This window comes from Prevotella sp. LCP21S3_D2, assembly GCF_052118345.1.
GTDB lineage: Bacteria > Bacteroidota > Bacteroidia > Bacteroidales > Bacteroidaceae > Prevotella.
Genome location: NZ_JBQKHJ010000005.1, coordinates 30,321 through 56,021, shown reverse-complemented (window position 1 = coordinate 56,021; position 25,701 = coordinate 30,321). Strand labels below are relative to the sequence as shown.

General features: G+C 43.6%; 24 protein-coding genes. 9 read left to right on the top strand and 15 right to left on the bottom strand.

The features are described 5' to 3' along the window. The first annotated feature begins 147 nt into the window (after window positions 1–147). From ACTQ16_RS05340 to ACTQ16_RS05330, 3 genes are all read left to right on the top strand, one after another. On the top strand, window positions 148–1,221 hold the full coding sequence (locus tag ACTQ16_RS05340) for a metallophosphoesterase (protein WP_441936497.1): 1,074 nt from the start codon (window positions 148–150) through the stop codon (window positions 1,219–1,221). Between the two features lie 142 nt (window positions 1,222–1,363). Next, a complete protein-coding gene (locus ACTQ16_RS05335) occupies window positions 1,364–4,195 on the top strand; it encodes a TonB-dependent receptor domain-containing protein (protein ID WP_441936495.1) in 2,832 nt (943 codons plus the stop codon). 115 nt (window positions 4,196–4,310) lie between these two features. Then, on the top strand, window positions 4,311–5,705 hold the full coding sequence (locus ACTQ16_RS05330; RefSeq protein WP_441936493.1) for a right-handed parallel beta-helix repeat-containing protein: 1,395 nt from the start codon (window positions 4,311–4,313) through the stop codon (window positions 5,703–5,705). 302 nt (window positions 5,706–6,007) lie between these two features. Here ACTQ16_RS05330 and ACTQ16_RS05325 read toward each other — a convergent pair whose 3' ends face one another. Next, window positions 6,008–6,859: an SDR family NAD(P)-dependent oxidoreductase gene (locus ACTQ16_RS05325; protein WP_441936491.1), complete on the bottom strand. Its 852-nt coding sequence runs from the start codon at window positions 6,857–6,859 to the stop codon at window positions 6,008–6,010. 99 nt (window positions 6,860–6,958) lie between these two features. Further along, the gene (locus ACTQ16_RS05320; protein WP_441936490.1) at window positions 6,959–7,180 is read right to left on the bottom strand and encodes a hypothetical protein; all 222 of its coding nucleotides are present in this window, start codon (window positions 7,178–7,180) and stop codon (window positions 6,959–6,961) included. On the opposite strand from ACTQ16_RS05320, the gene ACTQ16_RS05315 reads away from it, so the two are divergent. Both ACTQ16_RS05315 and ACTQ16_RS05310 read left to right on the top strand, forming a co-directional pair. Further along, window positions 7,179–7,874, top strand: coding sequence for a hypothetical protein (locus ACTQ16_RS05315; RefSeq protein WP_441936594.1), 696 nt, complete (start codon window positions 7,179–7,181; stop codon window positions 7,872–7,874). The two genes, ACTQ16_RS05320 and ACTQ16_RS05315, sit on opposite strands and share 2 nt — an antisense overlap. Continuing rightward, entirely contained in the window at window positions 7,777–8,004 is a 228-nt protein-coding gene (locus tag ACTQ16_RS05310; RefSeq protein WP_441936587.1) for a helix-turn-helix domain-containing protein, read from the top strand. Before ACTQ16_RS05315 ends, ACTQ16_RS05310 begins: the two co-directional genes overlap by 98 nt. A 15-nt stretch (window positions 8,005–8,019) precedes the next feature. On the opposite strand, the gene ACTQ16_RS05305 is transcribed toward ACTQ16_RS05310, so the two are convergent. The 3 genes from ACTQ16_RS05305 to ACTQ16_RS05295 all read right to left on the bottom strand — a co-directional run bounded on the left by ACTQ16_RS05305 (window position 8,020) and on the right by ACTQ16_RS05295 (window position 12,457). Continuing rightward, window positions 8,020–10,350, bottom strand: a complete 2,331-nt coding sequence (locus tag ACTQ16_RS05305; protein WP_441936488.1) for an ATP-binding response regulator — start codon at window positions 10,348–10,350, stop codon at window positions 8,020–8,022. A gap of 261 nt (window positions 10,351–10,611) precedes the next feature. After that, a complete protein-coding gene (locus ACTQ16_RS05300) occupies window positions 10,612–10,827 on the bottom strand; it encodes a hypothetical protein (protein WP_441936486.1) in 216 nt (71 codons plus the stop codon). Between the two features lie 232 nt (window positions 10,828–11,059). Beyond that, the gene (locus tag ACTQ16_RS05295; protein WP_441936484.1) at window positions 11,060–12,457 is read right to left on the bottom strand and encodes a sigma-54-dependent transcriptional regulator; all 1,398 of its coding nucleotides are present in this window, start codon (window positions 12,455–12,457) and stop codon (window positions 11,060–11,062) included. A gap of 375 nt (window positions 12,458–12,832) precedes the next feature. On the opposite strand from ACTQ16_RS05295, the gene ACTQ16_RS05290 reads away from it, so the two are divergent. Then, a complete protein-coding gene (locus tag ACTQ16_RS05290; protein ID WP_441936482.1) occupies window positions 12,833–13,411 on the top strand; it encodes a GNAT family N-acetyltransferase in 579 nt (192 codons plus the stop codon). Window positions 13,412–13,653: 242 nt separating this feature from the next. Here the strand turns inward: ACTQ16_RS05290 and ACTQ16_RS05285 are convergent, their stop codons facing one another. From ACTQ16_RS05285 to ACTQ16_RS05275, 3 genes are all read right to left on the bottom strand, one after another. After that, window positions 13,654–15,036 (bottom strand): alanine/glycine:cation symporter family protein, encoded by a 1,383-nt coding sequence (locus ACTQ16_RS05285; protein WP_441936480.1) that lies wholly within the window; start codon window positions 15,034–15,036, stop codon window positions 13,654–13,656. Between the two features lie 128 nt (window positions 15,037–15,164). Beyond that, window positions 15,165–15,743 (bottom strand): DUF4230 domain-containing protein, encoded by a 579-nt coding sequence (locus ACTQ16_RS05280; RefSeq protein WP_441936479.1) that lies wholly within the window; start codon window positions 15,741–15,743, stop codon window positions 15,165–15,167. A gap of 3 nt (window positions 15,744–15,746) precedes the next feature. Further along, entirely contained in the window at window positions 15,747–16,469 is a 723-nt protein-coding gene (locus ACTQ16_RS05275; RefSeq protein WP_294970215.1) for a DUF4230 domain-containing protein, read from the bottom strand. Window positions 16,470–16,840: 371 nt separating this feature from the next. Here ACTQ16_RS05275 and ACTQ16_RS05270 point away from each other — a divergent pair, with 371 nt between their 5' ends. Then, window positions 16,841–17,437 (top strand): DUF4738 domain-containing protein, encoded by a 597-nt coding sequence (locus ACTQ16_RS05270; RefSeq protein WP_441936477.1) that lies wholly within the window; start codon window positions 16,841–16,843, stop codon window positions 17,435–17,437. A gap of 63 nt (window positions 17,438–17,500) precedes the next feature. On the opposite strand, the gene ACTQ16_RS05265 is transcribed toward ACTQ16_RS05270, so the two are convergent. The 3 genes from ACTQ16_RS05265 to ACTQ16_RS05255 are packed head-to-tail and all read right to left on the bottom strand — an operon-like array spanning window position 17,501 to window position 19,152. Further along, on the bottom strand, window positions 17,501–17,881 hold the full coding sequence (locus ACTQ16_RS05265) for a hypothetical protein (protein ID WP_441936475.1): 381 nt from the start codon (window positions 17,879–17,881) through the stop codon (window positions 17,501–17,503). 53 nt (window positions 17,882–17,934) lie between these two features. Further along, complete coding sequence (ribH, locus tag ACTQ16_RS05260; protein ID WP_153122646.1) at window positions 17,935–18,411, bottom strand: 6,7-dimethyl-8-ribityllumazine synthase; 477 nt, start codon at window positions 18,409–18,411, stop codon at window positions 17,935–17,937. Between the two features lie 45 nt (window positions 18,412–18,456). Continuing rightward, window positions 18,457–19,152 (bottom strand): tetratricopeptide repeat protein, encoded by a 696-nt coding sequence (locus ACTQ16_RS05255; RefSeq protein ID WP_441936473.1) that lies wholly within the window; start codon window positions 19,150–19,152, stop codon window positions 18,457–18,459. 147 nt (window positions 19,153–19,299) lie between these two features. Between ACTQ16_RS05255 and recF the strand changes: the two genes are divergently transcribed. Continuing rightward, window positions 19,300–20,403 carry a DNA replication/repair protein RecF gene (gene recF / locus ACTQ16_RS05250; protein ID WP_153122650.1) on the top strand — a complete coding sequence of 368 codons (1,104 nt, stop codon included), beginning with the start codon at window positions 19,300–19,302 and terminating at the stop codon, window positions 20,401–20,403. 67 nt (window positions 20,404–20,470) lie between these two features. Then, the gene (locus ACTQ16_RS05245) at window positions 20,471–20,761 is read left to right on the top strand and encodes a DUF721 domain-containing protein (protein ID WP_153122652.1); all 291 of its coding nucleotides are present in this window, start codon (window positions 20,471–20,473) and stop codon (window positions 20,759–20,761) included. 28 nt (window positions 20,762–20,789) lie between these two features. Here the strand turns inward: ACTQ16_RS05245 and ACTQ16_RS05240 are convergent, their stop codons facing one another. The 4 genes from ACTQ16_RS05240 to ACTQ16_RS05225 are packed head-to-tail and all read right to left on the bottom strand — an operon-like array spanning window position 20,790 to window position 25,682. Then, window positions 20,790–21,326, bottom strand: a complete 537-nt coding sequence (locus tag ACTQ16_RS05240) for a 5-formyltetrahydrofolate cyclo-ligase (RefSeq protein ID WP_441936471.1) — start codon at window positions 21,324–21,326, stop codon at window positions 20,790–20,792. Window position 21,327: 1 nt separating this feature from the next. Then, the gene (locus ACTQ16_RS05235) at window positions 21,328–23,061 is read right to left on the bottom strand and encodes a S41 family peptidase (RefSeq protein ID WP_441936469.1); all 1,734 of its coding nucleotides are present in this window, start codon (window positions 23,059–23,061) and stop codon (window positions 21,328–21,330) included. 27 nt (window positions 23,062–23,088) lie between these two features. After that, window positions 23,089–23,535 (bottom strand): deoxycytidylate deaminase, encoded by a 447-nt coding sequence (locus ACTQ16_RS05230; RefSeq protein ID WP_153122659.1) that lies wholly within the window; start codon window positions 23,533–23,535, stop codon window positions 23,089–23,091. A 47-nt stretch (window positions 23,536–23,582) separates the two neighbouring features. Continuing rightward, complete coding sequence (locus ACTQ16_RS05225) at window positions 23,583–25,682, bottom strand: M3 family metallopeptidase (RefSeq protein WP_441936467.1); 2,100 nt, start codon at window positions 25,680–25,682, stop codon at window positions 23,583–23,585. Between the last annotated feature and the right edge of the window lie 19 nt (window positions 25,683–25,701).

Genomic DNA, 25,701 nt, shown 5'->3' with positions numbered 1-25,701 from the left:
AGTATCTTTTATCTGCTAATTCAAATCCTTGTAACCTCATTGACACATAATACCCCTACCTTTGCACCCGAAATTTAACAGATACAACCCCGGAAGGGGAAAGGTATCATCAATATTTAATAATGTATTATAGTCAGATAAAGAAAAATGGAAAAGAAAGTATCGGGTAAGCATAGCAGCATGAATGGCTTTGCTATGATGAAAGGTAGAGTAGCTACTGTAGTTTTGGCTTCGGCTTTATTGTTGGGTGGAGGCTTGACGGCACAGGCTCAAAACGCAGCATTAACCACCTGCTCTCAGAGTGCAGCAACCGCCATTCCGCAGAATCCTAACTGGAAGGCGAATGCTGCCGAATGGCAGAAACTGAAGGGTGAAATCACCCTCTACATGACCAATGATATGGGCCGAAACGGCTACTACGACCAGAAGCCTATCGCCGAACTGATGGGCGAGATGGCGGGCACGGTAGATCCTGAATGCGTACTTGCCGTGGGCGACATCCACCATTTCAATGGCGTGGCTTCTACCCAGGACCCTCTGTGGCTTACCAATTATGAATGGGTTTATTCTCATCCCGACCTGATGCTCAACTGGTTCCCGGTTTGTGGAAACCATGAGTATCGTGGTAATACTCAGGCTTTTATGGACTACGGCAAGGTAAGCCGCCGCTGGATGATGCCTGCCAAATATTACACCAAGGTGTTCAATCACAAGGGAACCACCGTGCGCGTCATCTTCCTCGACACCACGCCCCTCATCGATTCTTACCGCAAGAATCCGGAAATCTATCCTGATGCCTGCAAGCAGGATGCAGAGGCTCAGCTCTCCTGGCTCGATGAAACCCTGAAGAATGCCAAGGAAGACTGGGTCATCGTGGTAGGCCATCATCCGATCTACGCCTACACCACGAAGAAGGAGAATGAGCGCCTCGACATGCAGAAGTGCCTTCTGCCTATCCTCCATAAATATAATAATGTAGCGATTTATGCCTGCGGTCACATCCACAACTTCCAGCACATCCAGAAGAAGGGTGACAACATCGACTACGTAGTCAATTCCTCTTCGTCTCTGGCTCGTCCAGTGAAGCCTATCGATGGCACCGTGTTCTGCAGTCCAGCCGATGGTTTCTCTGTATTTACAGCAGATAAGAAGCAGCTCAGAATGTCGATGATTGACAAGGATGGAAAAATCATCCACACGGTTTTAAAGGTAAAAAAGTAAAAAGGTAAAAAAGTAAAAAAAGCTTTAACTCCTTTGCACCCCCGTTCCCAGCGATTCCATCGCTGGTCTCCAAGCTTTTATATTAAAGGTAAAAGAAGCTTTTTTGCGAAAAGAAACGAATGAAGAATCAATAGCGATATCGATGAAAAGATTTTTACTGAGTGCGGCGCTTCTTGCCGCTGCGACTACCGCCATCCAGACACACACGCTGGATGGTATAGTCAAGGATAACAAAACGGGCGAGCCCCTCATCGGAACCGTAATCCGGGTAAAGGAGCTGCCCAACGTGAGTACCACCACCGGACTTGATGGTACTTTCACCCTGCATGAATTGCCTGATAAAGGCAAGGTGACCATCATCGTTTCCTACATGTCGTACAAGACCAGGGAGATGGTGGTGGATGTGGCTAAAGACTTTTCCAAAGATGGAAAAGTGGGAAAGGATGGACAGTTGACCATCGCCATGGAAGAAGACCTGAAGCAGTTGGGCGAAGTGGTGGTTACCGGCCATCGTGAATACCGTAGCGACCGCAGCGCCATAGAATCCGTGAAGAATGCCGGCAACGTGCTCAACGTGATGAGCCAGCAGAGCATCCAGCTTTCGCCTGACGTCAACGTGGCGAGCGTTCTGCAGCGTGTATCGGGTGTAACCATGGAGCGTGATGCATCGGGCGAGGCTTCCTACGCCATCCTCCGAGGTATGGACAAGCGCTACAACTACACCCTGGTGAACGGCGTGAAGATTCCTAGTCCGGATGATAAAAACCGTTACATCCCATTGAATATCTTCCCTTCAGATCTGATGGACCGCCTCGTGGTTTCCAAGTCTCTTACTGCTGATATGGAAGGTGATGCAGCTGGCGGCGTAGTGGATATGGTGATGAAGGATGCCCCATCCCGCTTCCAGATTCAGGCGAATGCAGCCATCGGAGCAAGTGATTATTTCTGGAAGGATGGCAGAGATTATCTTACCAGCAACCGCTCTGATTATACAAAGAAATCTCCTTACGAGGCTTTCGGAAAAGACTACAAGGCGCAGATGAGCGATTTCAAGAACGGTCCTGTTCAGTTGAAGAGCCATTCTCTTCCTGCTCCTAACTTCATAGGAGGTCTGAGCATCGGCAACCGCTTCTGGAACGACCGCCTGGGCGTGATGCTTGCCGGAAGCGTGCAGAATGTTTTCCGTGGCACCGAGCGCACCTATAATTCCGTAAAGATGGCATCGGGCGAGCAGGCCATGTACATTTCCAATCTGCAGCATCGCTACTACAGCATCCACGACCTTACTGCGGGTGCTCATGCCAAGATAGATTTAACCCTGCCTGGCCACAAGCTGGAATGGTACAACATGTATGTGCGCACCAATTCCAAGGGTACCAGATACAACAATAGCGTCAATACCGAATACATCGGAGCCGACAGCTACACGCAGGACGATGAAGTGCGCTCTCTTTCAACCACCCAGAGCATCTTCGCCACCAACCTGAAGGGTACGCATCATCTTGCCAAGGATTTTACCATAGACTGGTCGGGCGTATTCTCTCAGGCTAAGGAGGAAGATCCGGATAGAACTTACGTTACCCTGACGAATACCGTGAGCAGAAAAGCCGAGAATGGCGGCGATGCCGTTTCGGGTTCCATCTGGGAAGGCGACAAGAACATCACCAAGACCCTGCCTAAGAGTGCCGAACGCCGATTCCAGCACAACAAGGATACCGACTGGGCGGGTTACATCAACCTCTCTTACGATACCCATTTCGCCAACTCTGTGGAGGCACTCTGGAAGGCAGGCGCACAGTATCGCAGAAAGGAGCGCAGCAACAGATATTATTCTTACATCTTCAATCCTGCCGACATCTCGCAGCGATTGGATGGCAACGGAATAGACCAGTTTGCTCACATCGATTGGGTTTGCAAGACTCCTTATTCTCAGGCTTCTCAGCTCAACTACGATTCCAAGGAACACATCGGCGGAGCCTACGCCATGGTAACCCTGAAGAGCGAGGTGGGCGAACTGAATGCCGGTTTCCGTGCTGAGCACACCAACCAGATTTACACCATGCTCCAGCACTTCCGCAACATGGGACAGGTGGGCGAGCAGAGCTACTGGGATTATCTGCCATCGGCATCCATTAAGTGGACGCCAACCAAGAAGATGAACGTGCGTCTCTCTTACTATCGCTCCATTAACCGTCCGGGCTTCTACGAGATAGTGCCTTATCAGATTCTGGGCGAGGAGTATCAGGAAAAAGGTAATCCAAACCTGAAGCGTGCCCGCATCGACAACATCGACCTGCGCTGGGAGTGGTTCCCAAGCAAGACCGAACAAATTCTTGCCGGCGTATTCTATAAGTATCTGAAAGACCCTATAGAACAGGTGTTCGTAACATCGGATGGCAAGATTGGAGCCGGTACCGATGCCTATTACATGCCTGACAACCTGGGTAATGCCAAGAACATGGGCTTCGAAATCGACGTGATCAAGTACATCCGCCACTTCGGAGTGAAGGCGAATTATACTTACACCCATTCTGAAATCACCACTTCGAAGCGTGAGTACCAGGAGGGTAGTGCTGAGTATAAGACGGGCGTAACCCAGACCCGTCCGCTGGTTAACCAAGCTCCTCATACCGCCAACATCTCCTTATTATATAAGGATACGGAGCATGGCTGGAATGCGCAGCTTGCCTCTTCCTTCACGGGCACCAAGCTCGCCCTGGTTTCTCCCTTCAAGGATGCCGATCAGTGGGATAAGGCGATGTTCGGTCTCGACCTGAGTGCCGAGAAGCAATTCAAGAACGGCATCTCCATCTTCTTCAAGGCAAACAATCTGCTCGATGCCAAGCGCGAGAGATACTTGAAGACCGTGAACAAGAGCAACCTGGAGTATGAGGGCCAGAAGAGCGATAAGACCATCGTGGGAACTTATCAGTATGGCAGAACCTTCCTGCTGGGAGTAAGATACAAACTTTAAAAGGTAAAAAAGTAAAAAGGTAAAAGAGCCTTTTCCCCCCTGCGCCCCCGTTCCCAACGATTCCATCGCAGGTTCCCAAGTCTTTATATTAAAGTTAAAAAAGAAAAAAGAAGAAATGAAAAAGATAAGTACTTTTGCTGCTTTGCTGTTGATGGCAGCAGCTGCAATGTTCTCCACATCTTGCGAGAACGATAATATCAATCCATACGATTACGTGAATAACGGCGGTAATGGAAGTGATGGCAATGAGAACCAGGGTTCTAAGGATGTCATCACAACGAAGGTGGCAGAATATCCCGTAGGTTCTGTGGTTTGGACCAAGGATACTACCCTGAGCGAGAGTGTAGAGATTCCTGTAGGAGCATCGCTCTACATCGAGCCGGGCGTAACTGTTACCTGCAAATCAGAGGTTCAGGTGCCGGTAGAAATCGTGGTGTTGGGCAATCTCTATTGTATGGGAACCGCCGAAAAACCGGTAGTCTTTACTTCTGATACCAGGAAGCCTGCTGATTGGGGCGGCATCATCTGCGGATACAATTCTGAGGAGGTGGTACTCAACCACGTGGATGTGGCCTATGCCGGTGCTACTCCTACCGAGAGTTCAGCTTCTTTCCAGAACAAGCTTTTCAAGACCACCATCGATGGCGGTGTGCCAGCCTTTCACTTCTGTAATGTAAACGGCAAGTTTGTGATGACCAACAGTTTCTTCCATGACAACTACAACGACCAGACTTACTTTACCGGTGGTAACGGCGTGATTATCAACAATATCTTTGCCGATAGCGGAAATGCAGCCGATGGTGGCGAGGCCATCAACGTAAAGGCAGGTTGCAAGCTCGATGTAGCCAACAACATCATCTACAACGCCTGCACCAACGCCTTCAAGCTTTCTAATGCCGGAAATAGCGAGGTAATCCCTCTCTCTGAGATGACCGTCTATAACAACACCATCATCAATTGCGGTTGGCGCCGTTCCAAAAACAAGAAGGGTGGTTCTGTCTGGGTAGAGAAGGCAGCGAAGCCAGTCTTCGTAAACAACCTCATCTACGATTCCCGTTTCGGACTGAAGCAGCCAAAGAAGGATGGTGCTGATATGGAGCACAGTCGTCTTACACCAAACTACTACTTTGCATCTACAGAGACAGGCGTAGCGCAGATGGCGAAGGATGCAGAGCTCGGCATCTGGTTTGATACCGATATCAAGAGCAGCGTGGCTGGTCAGCTCAATCCTCTCTTCAAGAGTTTCAAGCAGAGCGAGAAGATGAATATCAATTGCGAGATTGATGATGTAGCCCAAGGTGCTCCATTGGCATTCGACAAGGGTTGGAATTTCGATTATCAGGCAGGCAGTCCTGCCCTCTCAGGAGGTGTAACCGATTTTGTCCGTCTCTTCCCTGAGGGGCTGCCATTCTTCGGCATGAAGCAGGTGAATTTCCTGGATAAGAATAATGACCAGAACTATTACTTCGCCGCCCCATTGCCAAGCGCAAGATTCGGAGCAAGATTGTAAACTGTAATTATAAAAAAGAAAAGCATGCAGGCTATAGAAATGTAGCTTGCACGCTTTTCTTTTCTTCATGTTTCTACTCTCCTTTTAATGTTGATCTTGGGAAAAGTTTAGGTTGTTACAGAAAAAGTATTGATTGTAACAGGAAAAGATTTTCTTTAATCCTTTTGAAATCTTCGTTCATAGACGTTGAATGTCGGTTCAGCGTCCTTGAACGGCGGTTCAATGTCTTTGAACGGACATTCAACGTCTATGAACGGAGATTTTATCTAGGTATAAAATCAAATGCAAGTATAGTTTCTATATTATTTAATGGTAAGTCTTGTCCAAATCCATCTGGGAATCATTCGCCAGAGCGAAACGAGGATGCTGTATTTCCAGTCAATGGTTTTGACTGTTTTTCCCCGTTCTATAGCATTTACAATCTGCTGAGCCACTTCCTGAGGAGTTAATTGCAGGGGATAGTTGCTGCCAGCTATCAGGTCAGTCTTTACGAAACCCGGGCGGATATCTGTGATGGCGATAGGAAGATGGCGCATGTGAGCCTGCTGGGTAAGGCACTCCAGATAATGATTCTGGAAACGCTTGGTGGCAGAATAGGCAGGAGCAGCACCGAGCCCTTTCGTTCCGGCAATAGAGGTAATGCAGGCGATGCGGTAAGTATCATTGCCCTTGCCTTTATCTGATTTTTGCTCTAGTCTTAGCTCTTGCCCTTGACTCTGTTGGGCAAACCAGTTGAAAGCCGTATCCACCATTCTTACAAATCCCAGCCCATTGGTCTCAACGGTCTTCATTTCCTTTTCAAAATCAAGTGAATAGTTTTGCCATCCGATTCCTGAACTATGGAAATATAAATCCATCCCACCGAGTTTTTCGATGAGTTTCTGAAGAAGAGTAGGGGCGTCAGCCGAAGTTACATCTATCTGCTGATAGCAGATGATTTCTCCCCTGGATGCTTTCACGCCTTCTGAAATGTTCCCCTTCTGAGATACTTTTGTTTTCTCAGAAATAATCTGGTTTGTATTTCTTTTTACTTCTTCAAGTCGCTCTACTCTTCTTCCGGCTATTCCCACCTGCCAACCTCTCTGCGCTAAGAGGCTGGCTACTTCCATTCCTATTCCTGAGGTTGCCCCCATCACAATCGCTTTCTTTGCCATAGTTTTTTCTTTGATGTTTTTCCTTATTCCTTTAAAAAAAGGAATATTTCATTTTGTTAAACTAAATGCAAAGATAATGTTTTTCTTTGAATGTGCGCATTATCTGCTTGCTTTTTTCATCTTTCTGCCTACAAAATTCCATGCTGGCATTTTCTTCAGGGTACTTCTTACCGGCTGAACATCCCATAGCAGGAAGATGAGCAATACGGCAAGACCGATGATACAAGTAATGCCATAGAGGTTCCGGATACTGAGCATCAGAAGATTGGTGGCATCGTAAGGCAAGCCGCGCGACATCTTGCCTGCCATCGTCAATTCCATGAAGAGCAGTTATCAGGAAGCAAGCCTTTCCTGCTCTGGTTTGGAGGAATGGCAGGAGGGTCCGCAAGTATTGACTTACGGAGCAATATTGATTTGCCGGAAAGGAAAGGCGAGGCTACAGGTGAATTATAAGGATTGGGAACTTTATGAGGGGGCGGTGATTACGCTGTTCCCGAATGATGTAGTAGAATTGAAGATTGACGGGGATTTCAAATCCCCTCAAACAGAAAATGGGGATTGCAAATCCCCTGAAACTGAAAATGAGGATTGCAAATCCCCTGAAACTGAAAACGGGGATTGCAAATCTCTTCAAACAGCGAACTGCTTCCAAGCCGAAATCCTGAAATATAATCCTTCCTTGCTTCGTGAAGCAAGTCTGCAACTGGAACAGACGGTTTATTCTTCCTTACGGGAAGACAGATGCAGACAGGATATCCCCGTGGTGACAAACATCATCAATGGTATGTTTGCCCTATTAAAAGTTTATTTCGACCAATCGGAGTGTACTTGTATCTCCCAATTGGTATTGTGCCAGTTGAAGGCGTTCTTCATCGGTTTTCATGAGTATCTTCAGCGCAATCCGCAATACCGACCAGATGAATATCTCCTCGAAATATCTCACCAACATCGTGAACCAGGTAACGGGGCATACCCCCAAGACCATCATCGACCAATACGTGATTCTGCAGATTAAGATGCATCTTAAGCGAACTACGCAAAGCATCAAGGAGATGGCTTGGGAGTTTCATTTTGCCGATGTCAGTTTCTTCTGTCGTTATTTCAAGAAGCATACAGGGCTGACGCCGCAGCAAATCAGGGAATAAAAGGGAAGGCGCGTGCTAGAAACTCTGTTCCAGCACGTGCTGCAAGCAATCTGCAACAACCTTCAATTTCTTCCTAATCTCTTCTTCTCCATTCTCTTGAATATGTTCAGGCGATAGTGCCTTCAGTTCTTCTAGACAACTCATCTGCATCATACTGGCAATCGGCTGAAGTTTGTGAGCAGCTTTTCCTATTTTATCTATAGATAAGGAATCCTCCTCCATGGCTTCTTTCAAATTCTTTAGATGTTCGGCAAGTTCCTGCTTCACGGTGTTTAGTATCTCTTTTGCAGCCTCTTCATCGCCCTCTGCAAAAGCGAGAAGAGCGTCAAAGTGGGATTGAGGTTCAGAATCTATTCCCAGGATAGCAGATAACTTCTCCATGCTGAATGGCTTGAACAGGCAATCGTCGAAGCCGGCTTTTATAAGTTGTTCCCGGATACTCGTATCATGCGCTGTCATAGCAATGACAGTCATATTGGTATGGTTGATATGGGTAATCATCTCTGTACCATTCATTTCTGGCATTTCTATGTCCATCAGCATGAGGGCTGGCTGCTCATTGTGCAGGATGGTGAGTGCATCAATCACATGATTGCAGGCGAATACTTGCCAGGAATCGCCTGCTATGCGTCGCAGCATTTCCTGGAGAAGTTGAAGCTGAAGCTTGTCGTCATCGAGAATCAGAACCTTATGGTTTACAAATTCTTGTGGAACTTTCTTTTGGTTGGCTGAGTTCTCTTCTTTTTGATAATCAGATGTTTGCTCTCTGCTCTCCATCGAATCATCCTTTGGAGCTGGTTCAATAGGCAGCGTAACGATGAAACTGGAACCTTTGCCCAAGGTAGAACGAAGTAGAATTTCTCCACCGAGAAGCGACACCAGTTCTTGAGTGATAGACAAGCCCAGGCCTGTTCCCTCGATGCCTTGTGCACTCTTTAATCTGGTGAATGCCTGGAATACTTTCTGCTTTTCCTCATCAGTCATTCCCTTGCCGGTATCTTGCACGCTCAGGGTGAGTGTCAGCTTACCCATGATTTTGGAAACTCGTGCCTCAATGTTGACACTTCCGTGATCGGTATATTTGATGGCATTGCTCACCAGATTATCCAGAATCTGACGAATACGGAAAGCATCGGCTAGGAATAATTCCTTGTCTGTTTCATTCTCCTGATTTGCTTCCTTTTTCATTCCCATCGTCATCTCATACGAAATGGATAAGCCTTTCTCTTTGGCTCGTAATCGCATTCCCTCTACCGATTCTTTCACCAGTTGGGCTGGAGAGAAAGAAACAGGCTGAACCTTCATCAATCCATTTTCCAACTGATGATAATCAAGAAGAGAAGCTACGAGTCTGGAAAGATGAGCTGCTGAGTTCTTGATATTTTGAAGACATTCCATACCTTGTGCTTCGGTGACGTATTCTTTCATCAGGTCGATGAAGCCGGAAATGGAGGCTGCGGGAGCCTTGATATCGTGGGTAATGGTGAGAAGAAGTCGTTCACGTTGGTTCATGATGCGTTGGATTTCTTCGTTGGCTGCCTCAAGATTCTCCCGGTAGATGCGCTCTTTTCTAGCATCGCGCCAGATGAACCAAATCATGACGATAATTGCAAAGAGTGTTATTAGTGTGAGTAAACCTATTTGCCACAACAGTTGTCTGCGGGCTGCCATCGCTTTGTTGATGGCTTTCTGCATAGAGTCACGTTCCCTTTGGTGTACATCACTCAGTTGCTTGGCAGAACGTAAGGCAAGTTTTGTACTGACTATTTTCAAGTCTTCCATCTCTTTGTTGATACTTTCCTTATGATCTTGCGTAGCCACCTTCTCCTTCTTGTCTATCTGGTCCAGAATGTTGGCTACATTTTCTGCCACATTCACAGGAGTTGTGATAGAATCAATGATGGCTCTGTTGCTGTCTTGCTTGATGCTTAGCGTCTCTGCATGCTCTTTCTTGAAAGCATCGGCTAGTCGCCGGAAGAATCCTCGGCGAGTCTTCATTACTTCCACCGTAGTTTTCTTTGCCTCGTGGGTTTGTGGGGCTTTGGAATGAACAACGATAGACTCCTTGCCGGTATTGAGACTTTTTACCTTATCTTGCAGATAATTGGACGTAGATTTCCCTGCCATTGCATCAGAGAGTTGCTTCAAGTTCTTCTGCTCTTCTTTGAGCAGAGAAGTCATGGTACTGTCTGCTGCATCCTTTTTCTTGATGTACTCACGAGATGCTTCGTTGATGGCGATGATGCTCTTGGTGTTGCTATATACGAGACTGATTGCCAGAATCATGATAATGGCAATAATGCAATAGCCGAGGGCTACCTTGAGTGGAATATTGTTTTTGTGCATGTGAAATCTACTTACTTAATTATCTTTTGCAAAGATAATGCAAACGAGCGCAATGAAAGCTTGCTTTCAGATTGCCGAGTGCAGCTTATCTTCTGCAAAGATAATGCAAAAAACTGATTTAAAGAAAAGAAAGGGCTAAAAACAAGTCAGGAGACCAATGAATTTTATCATTAGTCTCCTGCCTAATTGAAAGCGAAGCGTAATTACTGATATTTAATGTCTTTCTATTTCTTCTGTTTATTACTGTTTTTGAAGGTGATATTACTTTGCTACAGTTGAATCTGTTGTTGCTGTTGTAGAATCAGCTGGAGTCTCTGCTGGAGTGGTCTTCTCTACTGTTGTGTCTGCTGGTTCTGCAGGAGCAACTGTGTCTACTGGAGCTACTGATGAAATACTTGCCATCTTGTTGTTGGCGAATACATTACTAACTGATACCATTACCATGGCAGCGATAGCTGCGAATACTAACTTTTTCATAATCTTTTTATTTTTTATTGTGAATATTATTTTTACTTTAATGAACCGTCTTACTTGCATTGTTGCTTGTTTGCGAGTTCACAATCTAATATCACAATCTGCGTGCCAAAAGATTCCTCCTTTTAGTAAATGGTTGATAATCAGTTAATATGCATTTTTGTGCCAAATCTTAACTTTGTGGAAGTTGTGGAACAAGTGTGGAATTTTTCCCCAAAATATTGGGGAAAGTTCCTCAGATGCCGTACTTCTTCATCTTGTTATACAGCGTCTTTCTATCCACAGCAAGCAATTGTGCAGCTTTACTCTTGTTACCTCCTGCCGCTTTTAGTGCTGCTTCTATACGCTGCAGTTCTGTTTCCTCATCATGCAGGGTGGTAGGAGCTTGTGGTTGAATATGAGCCATACTCTGTTCCAGTTCTGTTACTCCAATATATCTGCCTGTGGCAAGAAGAGTGGCACGTTTCATCACATTGTTCAATTCGCGCAGGTTTCCCGGCCAGTTGTAGGCGGCAATTCGCTCCTTCGCCTTGCTGTCGAGTCCTTCCACGTTTCTATTGAGTTCTTTGTTGGCATGTTTGATAAAGAGATCAGCAAAGAGGAAGAGATCGGCACCACGGTCTTTCAACTCCGGCATGTAGATGGTAAACTCGTTGATGCGATGGTATAGGTCTTCGCGGAAGTTTCCCTCTGCTACACGCTGTGCCAGATTTTCGTTGGTGGCGCAAACCAGTCGGATGTCGATGTCGATTTCCTTGTTGCTGCCCAATGGACGAATTTTTCGCTCCTGAAGGGCACGAAGCAGTTGCACTTGCACTTCATAGTTCAGGTTCCCCATTTCGTCCAGGAAGAGTGTACCGCCATTTGCTATTTCGAAAGCTCCCTTTTTGTCTTGGTCTGCTCCCGTAAAGGCTCCCTTGCTGTGACCGAAGAATTCTGATGCTGCCACATCCTTAGGAATGGCTCCACAGTCGAGTGCAAAGAAAGGTTTCCCTGCCCGCTGACTTAATTCATGAATGCGACGAGCCACATATTCCTTACCCGTTCCGCTTGCACCTAGAATGAGAACCGACATAGGAGTAGGAGCAACCAGAGATACAAAACTATAGAGTTTTCTTGAAGCCTCGCTTTCTCCTTCAAGATATTTAGGAACATCTACATTTCCTTTAGATTCCGTATTTCCTGATACTTTTTTATTATCTATAGGCTCCTGATTTCCTGTAGTCTCCCTCTGCTCTATATTTTTCTCTGATAGAGAGCTTGTATTGTGATTTTTTATGGCTTCCTTAATCTTTTCCAGGAGGATGTCCGGATGAAAAGGTTTGGCAACGTAATCTGTTGCACCCGATTTCATGGCGAGTACTACGTTCTGAATCTCTGCATAGCTGGTCATGACGATGAAAGGTACTTGCACGCCGTGCTTTCTCATCCATTGCAATAAGAAAATACCATCATGGTCTGGAAGACGAAGGTCGGATAGCACCAGATCAAATCCACTTTCCAACTTCTCCCACGCCTGTATAGCTGCTTTCACCGAAGTCGTTTTTTCAACTTCGAATCCTTTCTTCCTGAGCCATGTCTGAATCATGGTTCCAAATGCGATGTCGTCTTCAACTATTAGTATTTTTTCCATATCATTACAATCTTTCTGTCTCTTTGTCTTCTCAAGATAAAACAAATTCGTGCGCAAAGTTAGCATTATTATTTGGAATCAGCAAAGAAAAAGTCTTTAATTGTCAGTTTTTACAAAAGATTATAATAATAATGAAGGTCTCTACCCAAACATGAAGGATAGAGATCTTATATTATCAATTGATTTTTGATAGCTTTTCACTCTGGGAAATTGATGTTGTGACAATCTGCCAGCCTCTATCTTAACATTTGTTATTGAATTATGGGGCAAAGATATAAAATCTTTGTGAAACAAAAGTAAAGAAAAAGAAAAAGTTTTGTTTATCTCGTTAATTATTATTATCTTTGCATTCGTAATTGTAAAAACTAAACGAAAATGAAGATACATATCGAACAAGCAACCCCAGATAAAGCTTCGCATATAGCATCGCTCATTATGGAAGCGATGAATACGGAATGTTGTCAGAATTTTGCCGGACCTCGTCATACATTGGCTGATTTTCATCAGTTGATGGAACGTCTGGTAAAGATGGAGGATAGCCAGTATAGTTACCGAAATGTGTTGATGGCTATGACTGCTGATGGTGTGGTTGCTGGCATCTTGGTGGCTTATGATGGAGCTCAACTTAAGACTTTGCGCAAAAGATTTGTAGATGAGGCTCTTGATACCTTTGGAATTGATTATTCGAGTATGGATGCTGAGACTCAAGAAGGTGAATACTATCTAGACAGTTTGGCTGTTTCCAGTAGCTATAGAGGTAAGGGGATTGCAAAGCTTTTGTTGAATGCTGCCATACAACGTGGTAAGGAACTTGGTATTCCGAAGGTTGGATTATTGGTTGATAAAGGCAATCCAAGAGCTGAAAGCCTTTATACTCGTATGGGATTCCAATTCGTCAATTATACAACGTGGGGTGGACACGGAATGAAGCATTTGCAGATAAATGCTGAATAAGAAGTGAAAATTCTTGTTGATGATTACAGAATATAAGTGAATAGAGCATATAAAACAAAAAGCCCAGGATAGCATCACTGCTGCCTGGGCATTTTTTTAATCAACAAAAACTAATAAAATCTCTTTTAACCTATGTTTTCTATAAATTTACCTTTTCTGCTGCAAAGGTACAAAAGAAAATGGTAGGATGAATCAAAAATATATAGTTTTCTGCTATTTCTTCAGGACAATCGTTTGCACGGTTATTTGTCTTCTACTTCCTGTAATTCGCTTTCCTCCATATCCTGATCTAGACGGTGGCGCCAAAGATACTTTCTTGTTTCATGCACAATAATTCCACTAAGACATAGTAAAGAGACGAGATTTGGAATAGCCATAAGAGCATTCATGCAATCAGCTATGTTCCATACCAGACCGAGACTGATGACACTTCCTGCAAATATACTGGCAATGTAGAGAATGCGATAGCAAAGCATCCATTTCTTTCCCTTCAGGTATTCTACGCAACGTTCGCCATAATAACTCCAACCTAGTGTAGTACTAAAAGCAAAGGTGGTCAGACCAAATGTTAGTAATGGAGCTCCAATATATGGTATTTTACTAAAAGCTGCTTTGGTAAGTGCTGCTCCATCATGATAGTCTATATCTGGATAGGCTATGATACTGCTGGTGATTACCAGTCCTGTTAGAGCGCAGATGATGACCGTATCCCAGAATGTTCCTGTTGATGAAACTAATGCCTGTCGAACGGGATTGCGGGTTTGAGCAGCTGCGGCAACGATTGGCGCAGAACCAAGTCCACTCTCATTAGAGAAAAGACCACGGGCAATACCATAACGGGCTGCAAGCATCAGTGTGCTACCTGCAAAACCACCACCAGCAGCTTTTGTTGTAAAAGCTGATTCGCAGATAATCTGTAGGGCAGGGAGAATGTAGGCATGATTTACAATGAGAATATAAATACAGCCCAATACATAGAATAGGGCCATGAAAGGTACAAGCATTCCACAAACCTTAGAGATTGTCTTTACACCACCAATGATTACGGCAGCTCCTAAAATGGTAACTATCGAGCCTGTAATGAAAGGAGAAATGCCATATTGATTCTCTACAAGGGTTGAGATGGCATTAGCTTGAACTGTGCTGCCAATACCAAAAGAAGCAAGGGCGGCAAAGATTGCGAAGAGGATGGCAAGCCATTTCCAGCCCAATCCCTTTTCTAGAGCATACATCGGACCTCCCAGCATCTTTCCTCGTGTTGTCTTAACTCGATATTTTACGGCAAGAAGTCCCTCTGCATACTTGGTAGAAATACCGAAAACACCGGTGAGCCAGCACCAAAGGACAGCACCTGGTCCACCTAATGCTATGGCTGTAGCCACACCGATGATGTTACCCGTACCGATGGTAGCTGCCAAGGCAGTGGCTAGTGCTCCGAATTGAGAAACATCCCCCGTTGCCTTCTTGTCTTTCTTGACAGACAATTTGATAGCCTGGAATATCTTGCGCTGTGGAAAGCGCAGGCGGATGGTTAGAAAAATATGAGTTCCCAACAATAAAATAATCATAGGCCATCCCCAAAGGAATGAACTAAAGGCTGTGAAAAAATCATTGATAGCATCCATCTCTCTTATGTTTTAATTTAAAAATGATAATTAATAATTAGGCTTGCGCCCTGATAACTCTCTTGTCTTTTTATGAACGGAATATGTTTAGTTACTTCCGTTTTGGGAGACTGAAGGTAATTCTACCCTCAGTCTTCGAATTCTATTCTAACGTTAGTGAATCCCATTGTCTTGAACATGTCTTTGAATTGCTGCTTGGCATTTCTTCTTGCCGTCTGATAATTCACAGGTGTCAAGCAACGCTTTTTCATCATGACATAAGCTCTGTCGTACATAGCCTGTCGGTCAGCGCCAGTCCATTTTCCTTCTTCAAAGAAACTTTTAGTCTTTGCCTCGTCTATGAAATTGTTGTCGAGGAGTCGTATTGGGGGAAGGGTGCAGACTATGGAATCTTTCTTTTCATCCGTCTGTATCCATCCTTCCTTTACGTCTTTCATGTCAATGCCGAGACGCAGGGTACCATAATAGATACGTACCAATTGATCGTCACCAAAGAAGCCATGTCGGGTTGTATCAACGAGTTCCTCATCGTTGATGGCAAGAAATTCCCATTGCCCGATAGCCTCAATACTTTCTACTTGGGTTGGTGAAAGGGTGGTCTTTTCTTCCATTGCCACGTTCATTGTATTGTCTTTATTAAGCCAATAGAGTGCTCCACCTATTATTATAATAAGGAATAAAATGATAATGATTCCATATTTCTTCATATCTTAGTCCTCTTTATTTGATGCCTGGCTAGAGGCTGTTCTCTTTTCTATTGTTTTATTGTCATTCAATCCATTTGAAATGAATTCCTTCAAGTCGTGGATTGTGAATTTCTTACGGAAGCTAATCTTGATGTTTTCTTCCTTGAATCCCATGTCCTTGAGCATCGGAATCAGAGTATTTGCGGCACTGAGCCTAGCTTGTTCCATGAGGTCAAGATTCGGAATATCATTGATGATGCTTTGTCTGCCTTGCTGCTCTAATTGGGTGAGTTCTGCATCACTGAAATTGCTGCGGGCAATGGAAACGTATTGTTTTACCGCATTGTGGTCTATCTTACTGCTCGTGAGTGTCAGCTTTGGGTCTGGCAGAATGATTTCTATCTTGTCGCCTTTGCGTAACACATTTTGATTGGAAAACCCTTGGAAGTCTACGGAAGCCTTGATGGTTGCATTCATAGGGATTGCAACTTTCCTGTTTGAACCAGGTACATGAATGTTGAAGTTCTTTCTGAAAAAAGAACCTTTCAGATTCAGTTGATCATCGTGGGTGATAATTTTGTGAACATGGGCTTCTGCCGTATATAGTCGGTTGCATTTTTGTATTTGCATCACCATCATTGGAATAGTGTCGATGACTTGCTCCTTTTCTTGCGTTTGCTCTTTCTGAAAGCAAGAAGAAAAGGTGAAAATGCTGGCAGTTATTATGAATAATAGAATCTTTTTCATACAAAATGTTTCTTTTTGTTTGCAAAGATACGACAAAATGTTTAAATCTCAAAATAAAAAGGGTAAATTTGCTTTAAAAAGAAGAAAAGAAGCAGTTTTAAGAGAGAAAAAACATTTAATGAAGAAAAAATGCATTTTTTTTAGACTTGCATTAAACCTTTTCTTCGTGATGACGTCAAACTACTGATTAGAATTCATAAACTGAACTTTTATTATATCGTGTAAGATTCAATAGGAAATTTATTAGTTAGTATTTAGGTAGATTCGGAGCATCGGCTTGTGAAAGTCGATGCTTTTTTTCTTTTTTAACGGGTAACCCGTGTTTATTTCGTTTTTTTTTACTACTTTTGTAGCATTAAAATAAAAAAGCAATGAAACGAATCAATTACTTATTTTTCATGGCTCTGGCTATAGGTATAATGGCTTCGTGTGCTGAGAAAAAGAAAAGCAACATCATTATAGCTCCTAAACCTGTTGTCAAAGTTAAAAAGCAAACACTCAAGATGAGTGAGTATGAGCAGTCTAGAAGCATTGAATGGTTGGGCGCTACATACAAAGTGGTGGTAAAACGAGAACCAGATGACAGTTTGCCGCTCGTTAAGGTAGATGAAAATACTAAGTATCACGATAATATGATTACTGTTCGGATTATAAGAAGCGACGGTTCTGAATTCTTCAAACGTAGTTTTACCAAAGCTGCCTTTGAAAAATACTTGGATTCTCATACCAAGGCCTCTGGTGGATTACTGGGTATTGTCTATGTAAAAACTGAAGGTAACAATCTTTGTTTTGCAGCCAGTGTTGGTTCACCTGATGTGATGAGTGATGAATATTTGCCTTTGGTGGTAAAAATCTCTAAGATGGGGGAGGTGAGTATCAGTAAAGATCAATTACTGGATACTGAAGGAAATGACAGTTCTCCATCGGGCAGTTCTTCTGTTGATGAAGACGATGATGAAGGTGTATAAATAAAGGACGGACCTCTTGAAATACTCAGATTTCAAGAGGTCCTTTTTTTGTAAATCCTATGATTATTTGAAGAGTTTCTTATAATCTTTTTCGAAACTTTGAGGATGACGACCTATGAAGAGGATATTAAGCAGACAATTGGCTACCATTTCCACATCGTTAAGGTCGGCGCCTTTCCCTTTCTTTATTTCTTTGCCGAGACATACATCCCAAGTTGTTTGAAAACAGCTGTCGTTGGCTCCAACAAACATATCGCTAGAGTTTGGATCCTCCATCAGTTCGAAACGAATTACTTTCTTGGAACTGATAGGTTGAATGTTGCAAAGCATGTTGAATGCTTTTTCAAAGACGTCTCTATGCAACTGTGCGTTGGGAAACATCACGTTGACTGTAGGGAAAATCTCCTCAAATTCGTATGACTGTAATAATTGGTAGAGCTTCATTTTATTTACCTTATTATATAGTAATTGTTTTGAAAGACTCAATGTCTGTGCTTTTAGAATTTAGCCATTTTGATGGCATCAATAGCACATTCATCGCCCTTGTTTCCCAATTTGCCGCCGCTACGGTCCTTTGCCTGTTGCAGGTCGTTTGTAGTCAAGAGTCCATAAATGACAGGAATCTCTTGTGTGGCATTGAGACGGGCAATACCATAGGTTACTCCCTCGCAGATATAATCGAAGTGAGGAGTTTCACCACGAATTACGCTTCCCAAGATAATAACAGCGTCATAGCCGCCATTAAGTACCATCTGATGTGCGCCATAGATGAGTTCGAAACTGCCAGGAACAGTCTTAACATGTATGTTCTCTGTTAAGGCTCCATGTTTTTCGAGCGTCTTGACAGCACCGTCCAGCAGGGCACCTGTTATTTCTGGGTTCCATTCAGCTACAACGATACCAAAGCACATGTTGCTGGCATCAGGTACTTTGCTAAGGTCATATTCTGATAAATTATGAAGAGCTGTTGCCATAATTATCTATTAAACTTGTTCTAAGATGTTACTCGTAAGATGTTATTAATTGGATGCGCGCTCAATGTACTTGTCAATCTCACCGCTCTGAACAAGCATAGAGTTAACATACTTCTTCTTGATATCCTGATAGATATTCAATGCATCCTGCTTCTTGTTCTGGCTCTCGAGAACTTCACCAGCCTTAATCAGGAATGCAGGAGAGAGACTGTTGTTAGTGTCATCTTCTGCTTTGCTGTCAGCCATGGAAGCAGCCTTCTTGAATGCTTCGACAGCCTTGTCCAACTGGTTCAAGTGAGCGTAAACATCACCGAGCGCAGCTTCAGCTGCTGGGCTGATCATCTGGTCATCCTTTGAAGAGAATGCATCCAAACTCTTTTCTGCTTCTGCCCATTTGCCAAGGTTAGCATAGCAAAGACCTGCATAGAGGTTTGCTAAGTTACCTGCGTCAGTGCTGCTATATTCGTCTGCAATTTTCTTGAAGCCAACGTAACCAGCACCGTCTCCGTTAAGTGCTTGTTCGAACATCTCGTTGTTGAAGTAAGTCTGACCCTTGCCAAGCATTGTGCTAGCCTTGTCCTCACGTGGACCAGAGATCTGAGATACATAACCGAATACACCAGCAATGATAACTACAATAGCTACCACAGCGATAATAATAGCCTTCTTGTTCTTCATGAAGAAGGCCTCATGAATGTTGAGGCTCTCTATTTCCTGAGCCTGTACTTTGTTGTTTGCCATTTTGTATTTTTGTTTTTTATTATTCTAATATTGCTAAACTTCTGCAAAAATACGGAATTTTATTCAGATATTGAAATTTCTAGCCTACTTTTTTCGTTTTTTGGGCTTTTTCTGTTAACTTTGCACTCAATAATCAGTAAAGAGTCTATGATTTTAAAGAATATTTCCATTATTAACTATAAAAATATCAAGAGCGCCAATATTGAATTGTCGCCCAAAATTAACTGTCTTATCGGTCATAACGGCATGGGTAAGACCAACTTTTTGGATGCAATTTATTACCTCTCGTTTTGCAGAAGTGCCAATAATCCGATTGATTCGCAAATCATTTTGCACGATGAGGCCTTTTTTATGTTGGAAGGTAATTATGAGAATGATAATGGGGATTTGGAGAACATTTATTGCGGGATGAAGCGTGGAACCAAAAAACATTTTAAGCGAAATAAGAAAGAATATAAGCGCTTGTCTCAACATATTGGACTCATTCCGCTTGTCTTTGTTTCTCCTTCTGATGTTTCCCTCATTGAGGGGGGAAGTGATGAGCGTAGAAAACTGATGGATGTTGTTATCTCTCAGTATGATAATACATATATCGAGGCTCTTTCTAACTACAACAAAGCCTTGCAGCAGCGTAATGCTCTCCTGAAGATGGAGGCGGAACCGGATGTAACTCTTATGGAGCTTTGGGAACAGCAGATGGCTATGAATGGAGAACTGCTCTTTGCTAAGCGCCAGGCTTTTGTAAACGAATTAATACCTTTGTTTCAGCAGATTTATCAGCATATTTCCGGTGATAAGGAACGGGTAGGCTTGCATTATATTTCGCACTGTCAAAGGGGACCGTTATTGGAGGTTATCCAGCGTGATAGATTCAAGGATCGTGCCGTTGGTTATTCGCTTCATGGAGTTCATCGTGACGACTTGGAGTTTACGATTGGTGACTATCAGATGAAGCGTGAGGGAAGTCAGGGACAGAACAAGAGTTATGTCATTGCCTTGAAGTTGGCGCAGTTTAGTTTCTTGAAGCGAACCTGCTCTAATACCACTCCTTTACTCTTGTTGGATGATATTTTTGATAAGCTTGATGCTCAGCGGGTTGAAGCGATAGTTCAGTTAGTCTCGAATGATAATTTTGGACAGATTTTTATCACGGATACCAATCGTGATCATCTTGACCAAATCCTTCATCGTTTACGTGGCGACTATAAGATTTTCTCTGTCGAAAATGGAGAACTGCATGTAAGAGATTAGATACTGAATGTCAGGGGTGGGAAATCAAGTCTGACGATTTGTAGTACATTATTTATTGGGTATAATTATGTTTAGAAAAAAGGTTCGTTCTATAGCAGAACTTTTGCCGGAGTTTTTGAGAAACGAGGGATTGGAGACGCCTTTGCAGCAAAAGCGTCTCTTGGATAGTTGGGACACCGTTGTTGGTGCCTCTATTTCTGTTTATTGTGCTGATAAATTTATCAAGAATCAAACCCTTTATGTTAAGATTCTAAATCCTGCTCTCAGGGCAGATCTTACCATGCATCGTTCAATCTTGGTAAGAAGATTGAACGAGCAGGTAGGGGCATTGGTGATTTCAGATATCCGTTTCTATTGATAGAATTTGCCTCTATTTCCAGAACTCTTTATATGATGCAATCCATTCTGATATCCGTTTCTTCTGTTGGGATGGTATCTGTCTTTTGAAAGTCGAAACAGATGCCAATCTTGAACAGGGTTGGTACTTTTTTCAGAAATCTGTCATAATATCCTTTTCCTCGTCCCAGACGGTTGCCTTTTTCATCAAAACTCATACCTGGAATGACACCGACTTCTATTTCCCCATATCTTTCTGGTGGAAAGAGCTTGCCGATAGGCTCCATAATATGAAAGGAACCTTCTGTGAGATCTTTTCTGCCAGAGTATTCTCTGATTTCCATATTTTCTGAATCCTTTACTACAGGTAAAAGAACAGTTTTCCCTAAAGCTGTCATCTCATCAATAAAGGTATGAGTGTTGACTTCATCAGGGAGAGAATAATACATTAAAATGATTTTAGCCTTGCGGAAAGATTCTTGACCTGCAAGTCGGGATAAGACAGAAAGCGACAGTTCCTCAAGTTGGCTTGAGGAATACTGTCGCTTTCTGTCTTTTATGATTTTTCTAAGTTCTTTCTTATTCATCTTATGCGTTTGCCATCATCATATTTCTGCAATGTAGTGAACTGTAATTGTATGGTATGCCAACCATTGCTACTTTCTGCTTCTTGCTTTTGAATTTGGCTGTTGGCTCAGGTTTCTTTGGGAACGCCTCGTGCTTTTCGAAGACTTCGAGGGTCTTCTTAATCACTGGGTCGTCCTGGTTGATATACTGAGTCCAGGCTTGTTCATCAAGCATGTTATAGATGATACGGCTGTCGATGACTCTATCCAGCAACTTATGTGACTTCTTGATAAGAAGGTTACGGCGCTTCAATCCATGCTTGTCTGCATAGTTGACAAACTGTTCCACCATGTTCTGACTGTCAAGATAATCGGCAAGTTCCATCATCTCCTTGAAGTTGTTCAACTTAGGACGATTATCATCAGTATAGGTAAATGCAAACTGTAGAATCAAGCCGCTCAAACTAGCCTCTTTGAAGTAGGAAGTCATACCGAGCGTATCTTCTGGAACAAAGATGTCTGGCGTGATACCACCTCCACCATAAACTACACGTCCAATGCCTGTGTGGTATGCAGGCCCCGTATGCTTGATGCTGTCTTGTGAGAAAAATTCTCCATGCTGGTAGCGATCCAGAAGATCCTGTTCATAATCCTTGTCATCACCCATCGTATAAGGTTTTTGGATACATCTTCCAGAAGGAGTATAGTATCTGGCAATGGTGAGACGGATAAGGCTATGGTCTGGGAATTCTATTTGCTGTTGTACCAATCCCTTTCCGAATGAACGGCGACCGATGATGGTTGCACGGTCATTATCCTGCATGGCACCTGCAAAGATTTCAGCAGAAGAAGCCGAACCCTCATTGATGAGTACAACCATAGGTATCTTTTGATAAGAACCCTTGCCGTCGCTCGGATAATCTTGGCGAGGAGACTTTCGTCCTTGTGTATAGAGGATCAGTTTCTTTTCTGGTAAGAACTCGTTTGCCATATTTACTGCAGCTGTGAGATAGCCTCCAGAGTTGTCGCGTAAGTCAATGCAGAGATTAGAGAATCCCTGTTGAGACAGTTTGGCTAAGGCGATAAGCATCTCTGGATAAGTGTTCTCACCGAAGTTCTTGATGCGGATGTAGCCTGTATTGTCATTGAGCATGTAGGCTGCAGTTATACTCTTGGTTGGGATTTCTCCTCGTGTTACCGTGAAGCTCTGTACCTTGTTGCTGCCATAGCGGATTACGCCGATTTTTACTTTCGTGTCTTTAGGACCCTTTAAGCGGTGCATGGCTTCCTGATTGGTCACGATTTTGCCCACGAAAGGTTTGCCATCCACAGCAACAATCTTATCTCCTGCTAGAAGACCTGCTTTTTCGGCAGGACCGTTTTGGATTACATTTTGCACATGAATGGTGTCCTGGCGGATCACGAACTCAATACCTACACCCGAGAATGAACCTTTGAGGTCGTCATTAGCCTGAGCTGCATCTTTGGCACTGATGTAGACCGAGTGGGGATCCAGTTCCGCAAGAATTTGTGGAATGGCTTTATCTACTAGCGAATCTATGTTGACAGAATCTACATATTGGTCATCAATGAGATGGAGCAAGTTGTTTAAGCGGTTGCTTCCACTATTGATGACGTTGAGTCGGTTTCCGGCAAAATGATTCGAAAAGAATGTGCCGATGACAATGCCTAGCACTACGCAGAGTGCCATGATGAACGGCATAAACCTGTTGGTCTTATTCTTGTTCTTATTCATAACTTACTAATTTACATTATACTAACGTTATTCTAAACTGATATTTTCATCAGGATTCATATATTCTACTTTTACTCCGGCTCTTTCCAATAGTTCCACACCATCAGTAAGTCTGTATTTCTCGGCATATACAACTCGTTTGATGCCTGCTTGAATGATGAGCTTGGAGCATTCGATGCAAGGAGAAGCAGTGACATAAAGTGTGCTTCCCTCGCTGTTGTTGCTGCTGCGGGCCAACTTGGTTATGGCGTTGGCTTCTGCATGGAGGACATAGGGCTTGGTTACATTGTTATCCTCGCAGATATTTTCAAATCCGCTTGGTGTACCATTGTAACCATCGCTGATAATCATCTTGTCTTTTACTACTAAAGCACCTACCTGTCGGCGTTTGCAATAGCTGTTTTCTGCCCAGATGCGAGCCATGCGAAGGTATCGCAAATCAAGCTTTTTCTGTTTTAAAAGGTTGTCCCCCATTGATCTGTTATTTATATTGTGTCATTTATAATTACTTGCCTAAACTGTTAACTCTTCTTGATGTCGTTGCGTTCCAGTAGGGCGTCTATGGTTGGCTCTTGTCCACGGAATCGTTTATAGAGTGTCATCGGATGTTCGGTGCCTCCCTTTGAGAGTATGTTGTCACGGAAGCTCTGGGCGGTAGTTCGGTCGAAAATACCGTTTTTCTTGAATACGCTGAATGCATCAGCGTCCAGAACTTCAGCCCATTTGTAACTGTAGTAGCCGGCTGCGTAACCTCCTGCCATAATGTGCGAGAACTGTACGGTCATGCAAGTGTCAGGCAACTGTGGCAGAATCATGGCTTCTTTCCATGCTTCTTTCTCGAATGGGATGATGTCTGCATTAAAGGCATCCTTCTTGGTGTAATATGCCATATCCAGAAGTCCGAAACTTACTTGGCGCAGGCAGGCGTATGCTGCCATGAAGTTGCGACTTTTTACGATACGTTCGATGAGCTCGTCCGGCAATGGCTCGCCTGTCTCATAATGGAAAGCGAAGGTGCGCAGGAATTCCTTTTCTATGGCATAGTTCTCCATAAATTGGGATGGCAACTCTACGAAATCCCACCATACATTGGTACCCGAAAGACTTTCGAACCGGGTGTTGGCGAACATTCCGTGAAGGCTGTGACCAAACTCATGCAGGAAGGTCTCTACCTCTCCCAAGGTCAGGAGGGCAGGTTTTTCTTCTGTAGGCTTGGTGAAGTTCATCACTACGCTCACGTGTGGACGAATGTTGTTGCCTTTATGGTCTATCCATTGTCCTTGGAATTCTGTCATCCAGGCACCTCCCTGTTTGCCCTTGCGTGGGAAGAAGTCTGCATAGAACACAGCCAGATAACTGCCGTCTTTATCGAATACTTCGTATGCCTTCACGTCAGGATGGTATACTGGAATCTCTTTGTTTTCCTTGAAGGTAATACCATACAGTTTGTTGGCTAATCCGAAGACGCCCTTTATCACCTTGTCAAGTTGGAAGTATGGACGGAGCATCTCTGCATCCAGATTGTATTTTTCCATCTGGAGCTTGTGGGAATAGAATCCGAAGTCCCATGGCTCCATTTTGAAGTCTTCGCCTTCCAGTTTTTTGGCTAGGGCTTCTACTTCTTTCACTTCTTTTTCTGCTGTTGGCTTATAAGCCTCAATCAGATCATTGAGAAGTTTATAGACATTCTCTACATTACTTGCCATTCGATGACGTAATACATAGTCTGCATAGGTCTCGAAGCCAAGAAGTTGAGCGAGTTCTCTACGTAAATTGACCAATCGCTTGCAGATTTCAATGTTGTTCTGCTCGTTCTCATGGGTACAGACCGTATTGCGTGCCATATACATCTGTTTGCGGAGTTCACGCTGAGTAGAGTAGGTCATGAATGGAGAGTAACTTGGATAGTCGAGTGTGAAAATCCAGCCTTCTTCATTCTTCTCTTTGGCAGTATGAGCTGCTGCAGCCTTTGCTGTTTCTGGAAGTCCGTCAAGTTGAGTCTCGTCTGTGATATGGAGGGTAAATGCCTTGTCTTCCTTCAGGAGATTCTGTGAGAACTGGAGGGTGAGAATACTTGCTTCCTCTGTAAGTTTGCGAAGCTTGTCTTTTCCTTCCTCATCAAGAAGAGCACCACTACGTACAAAACCATCATAACTGGTTTCCAAAAGCATCTGTTCTTCTGGGGTTAACTCTCTGTTAGGGTGGTCATGAACATATTTAATACGCTCAAAGAGTTTCTTGTTGAGTGTAATGTCGTTGGCATGTTTGGTGAGGATAGGACTCATCTTTTGTGCCAGTTCCTCCATCTCGTCGCATGTCTCTGCACTCATCATGCATGAGAATACATTGGAAACACGACTTAAAAGGTCGTAATAATGTTCGCCTTTTTCTGTATCCACACGGGCGATAGTATTCTCGAATGTAGGCTCAGCCGGGTCGTTGATGACCTTGTCTGTCGCTTCTTTGTCACGGCGAATACCCTCCATGAAGGCAGGCTCGTAGTCTTCCAGCAGGATACGGTTGAAAGGCACAGTATCGTGCGGTGTGTGATAGGGAACAAAGAATGGATTCTCTCGATTCTCTGTATTTCTGATATGATTCTGATCTTTTATATCTTGCATGATAGTGATTTTTTATTTG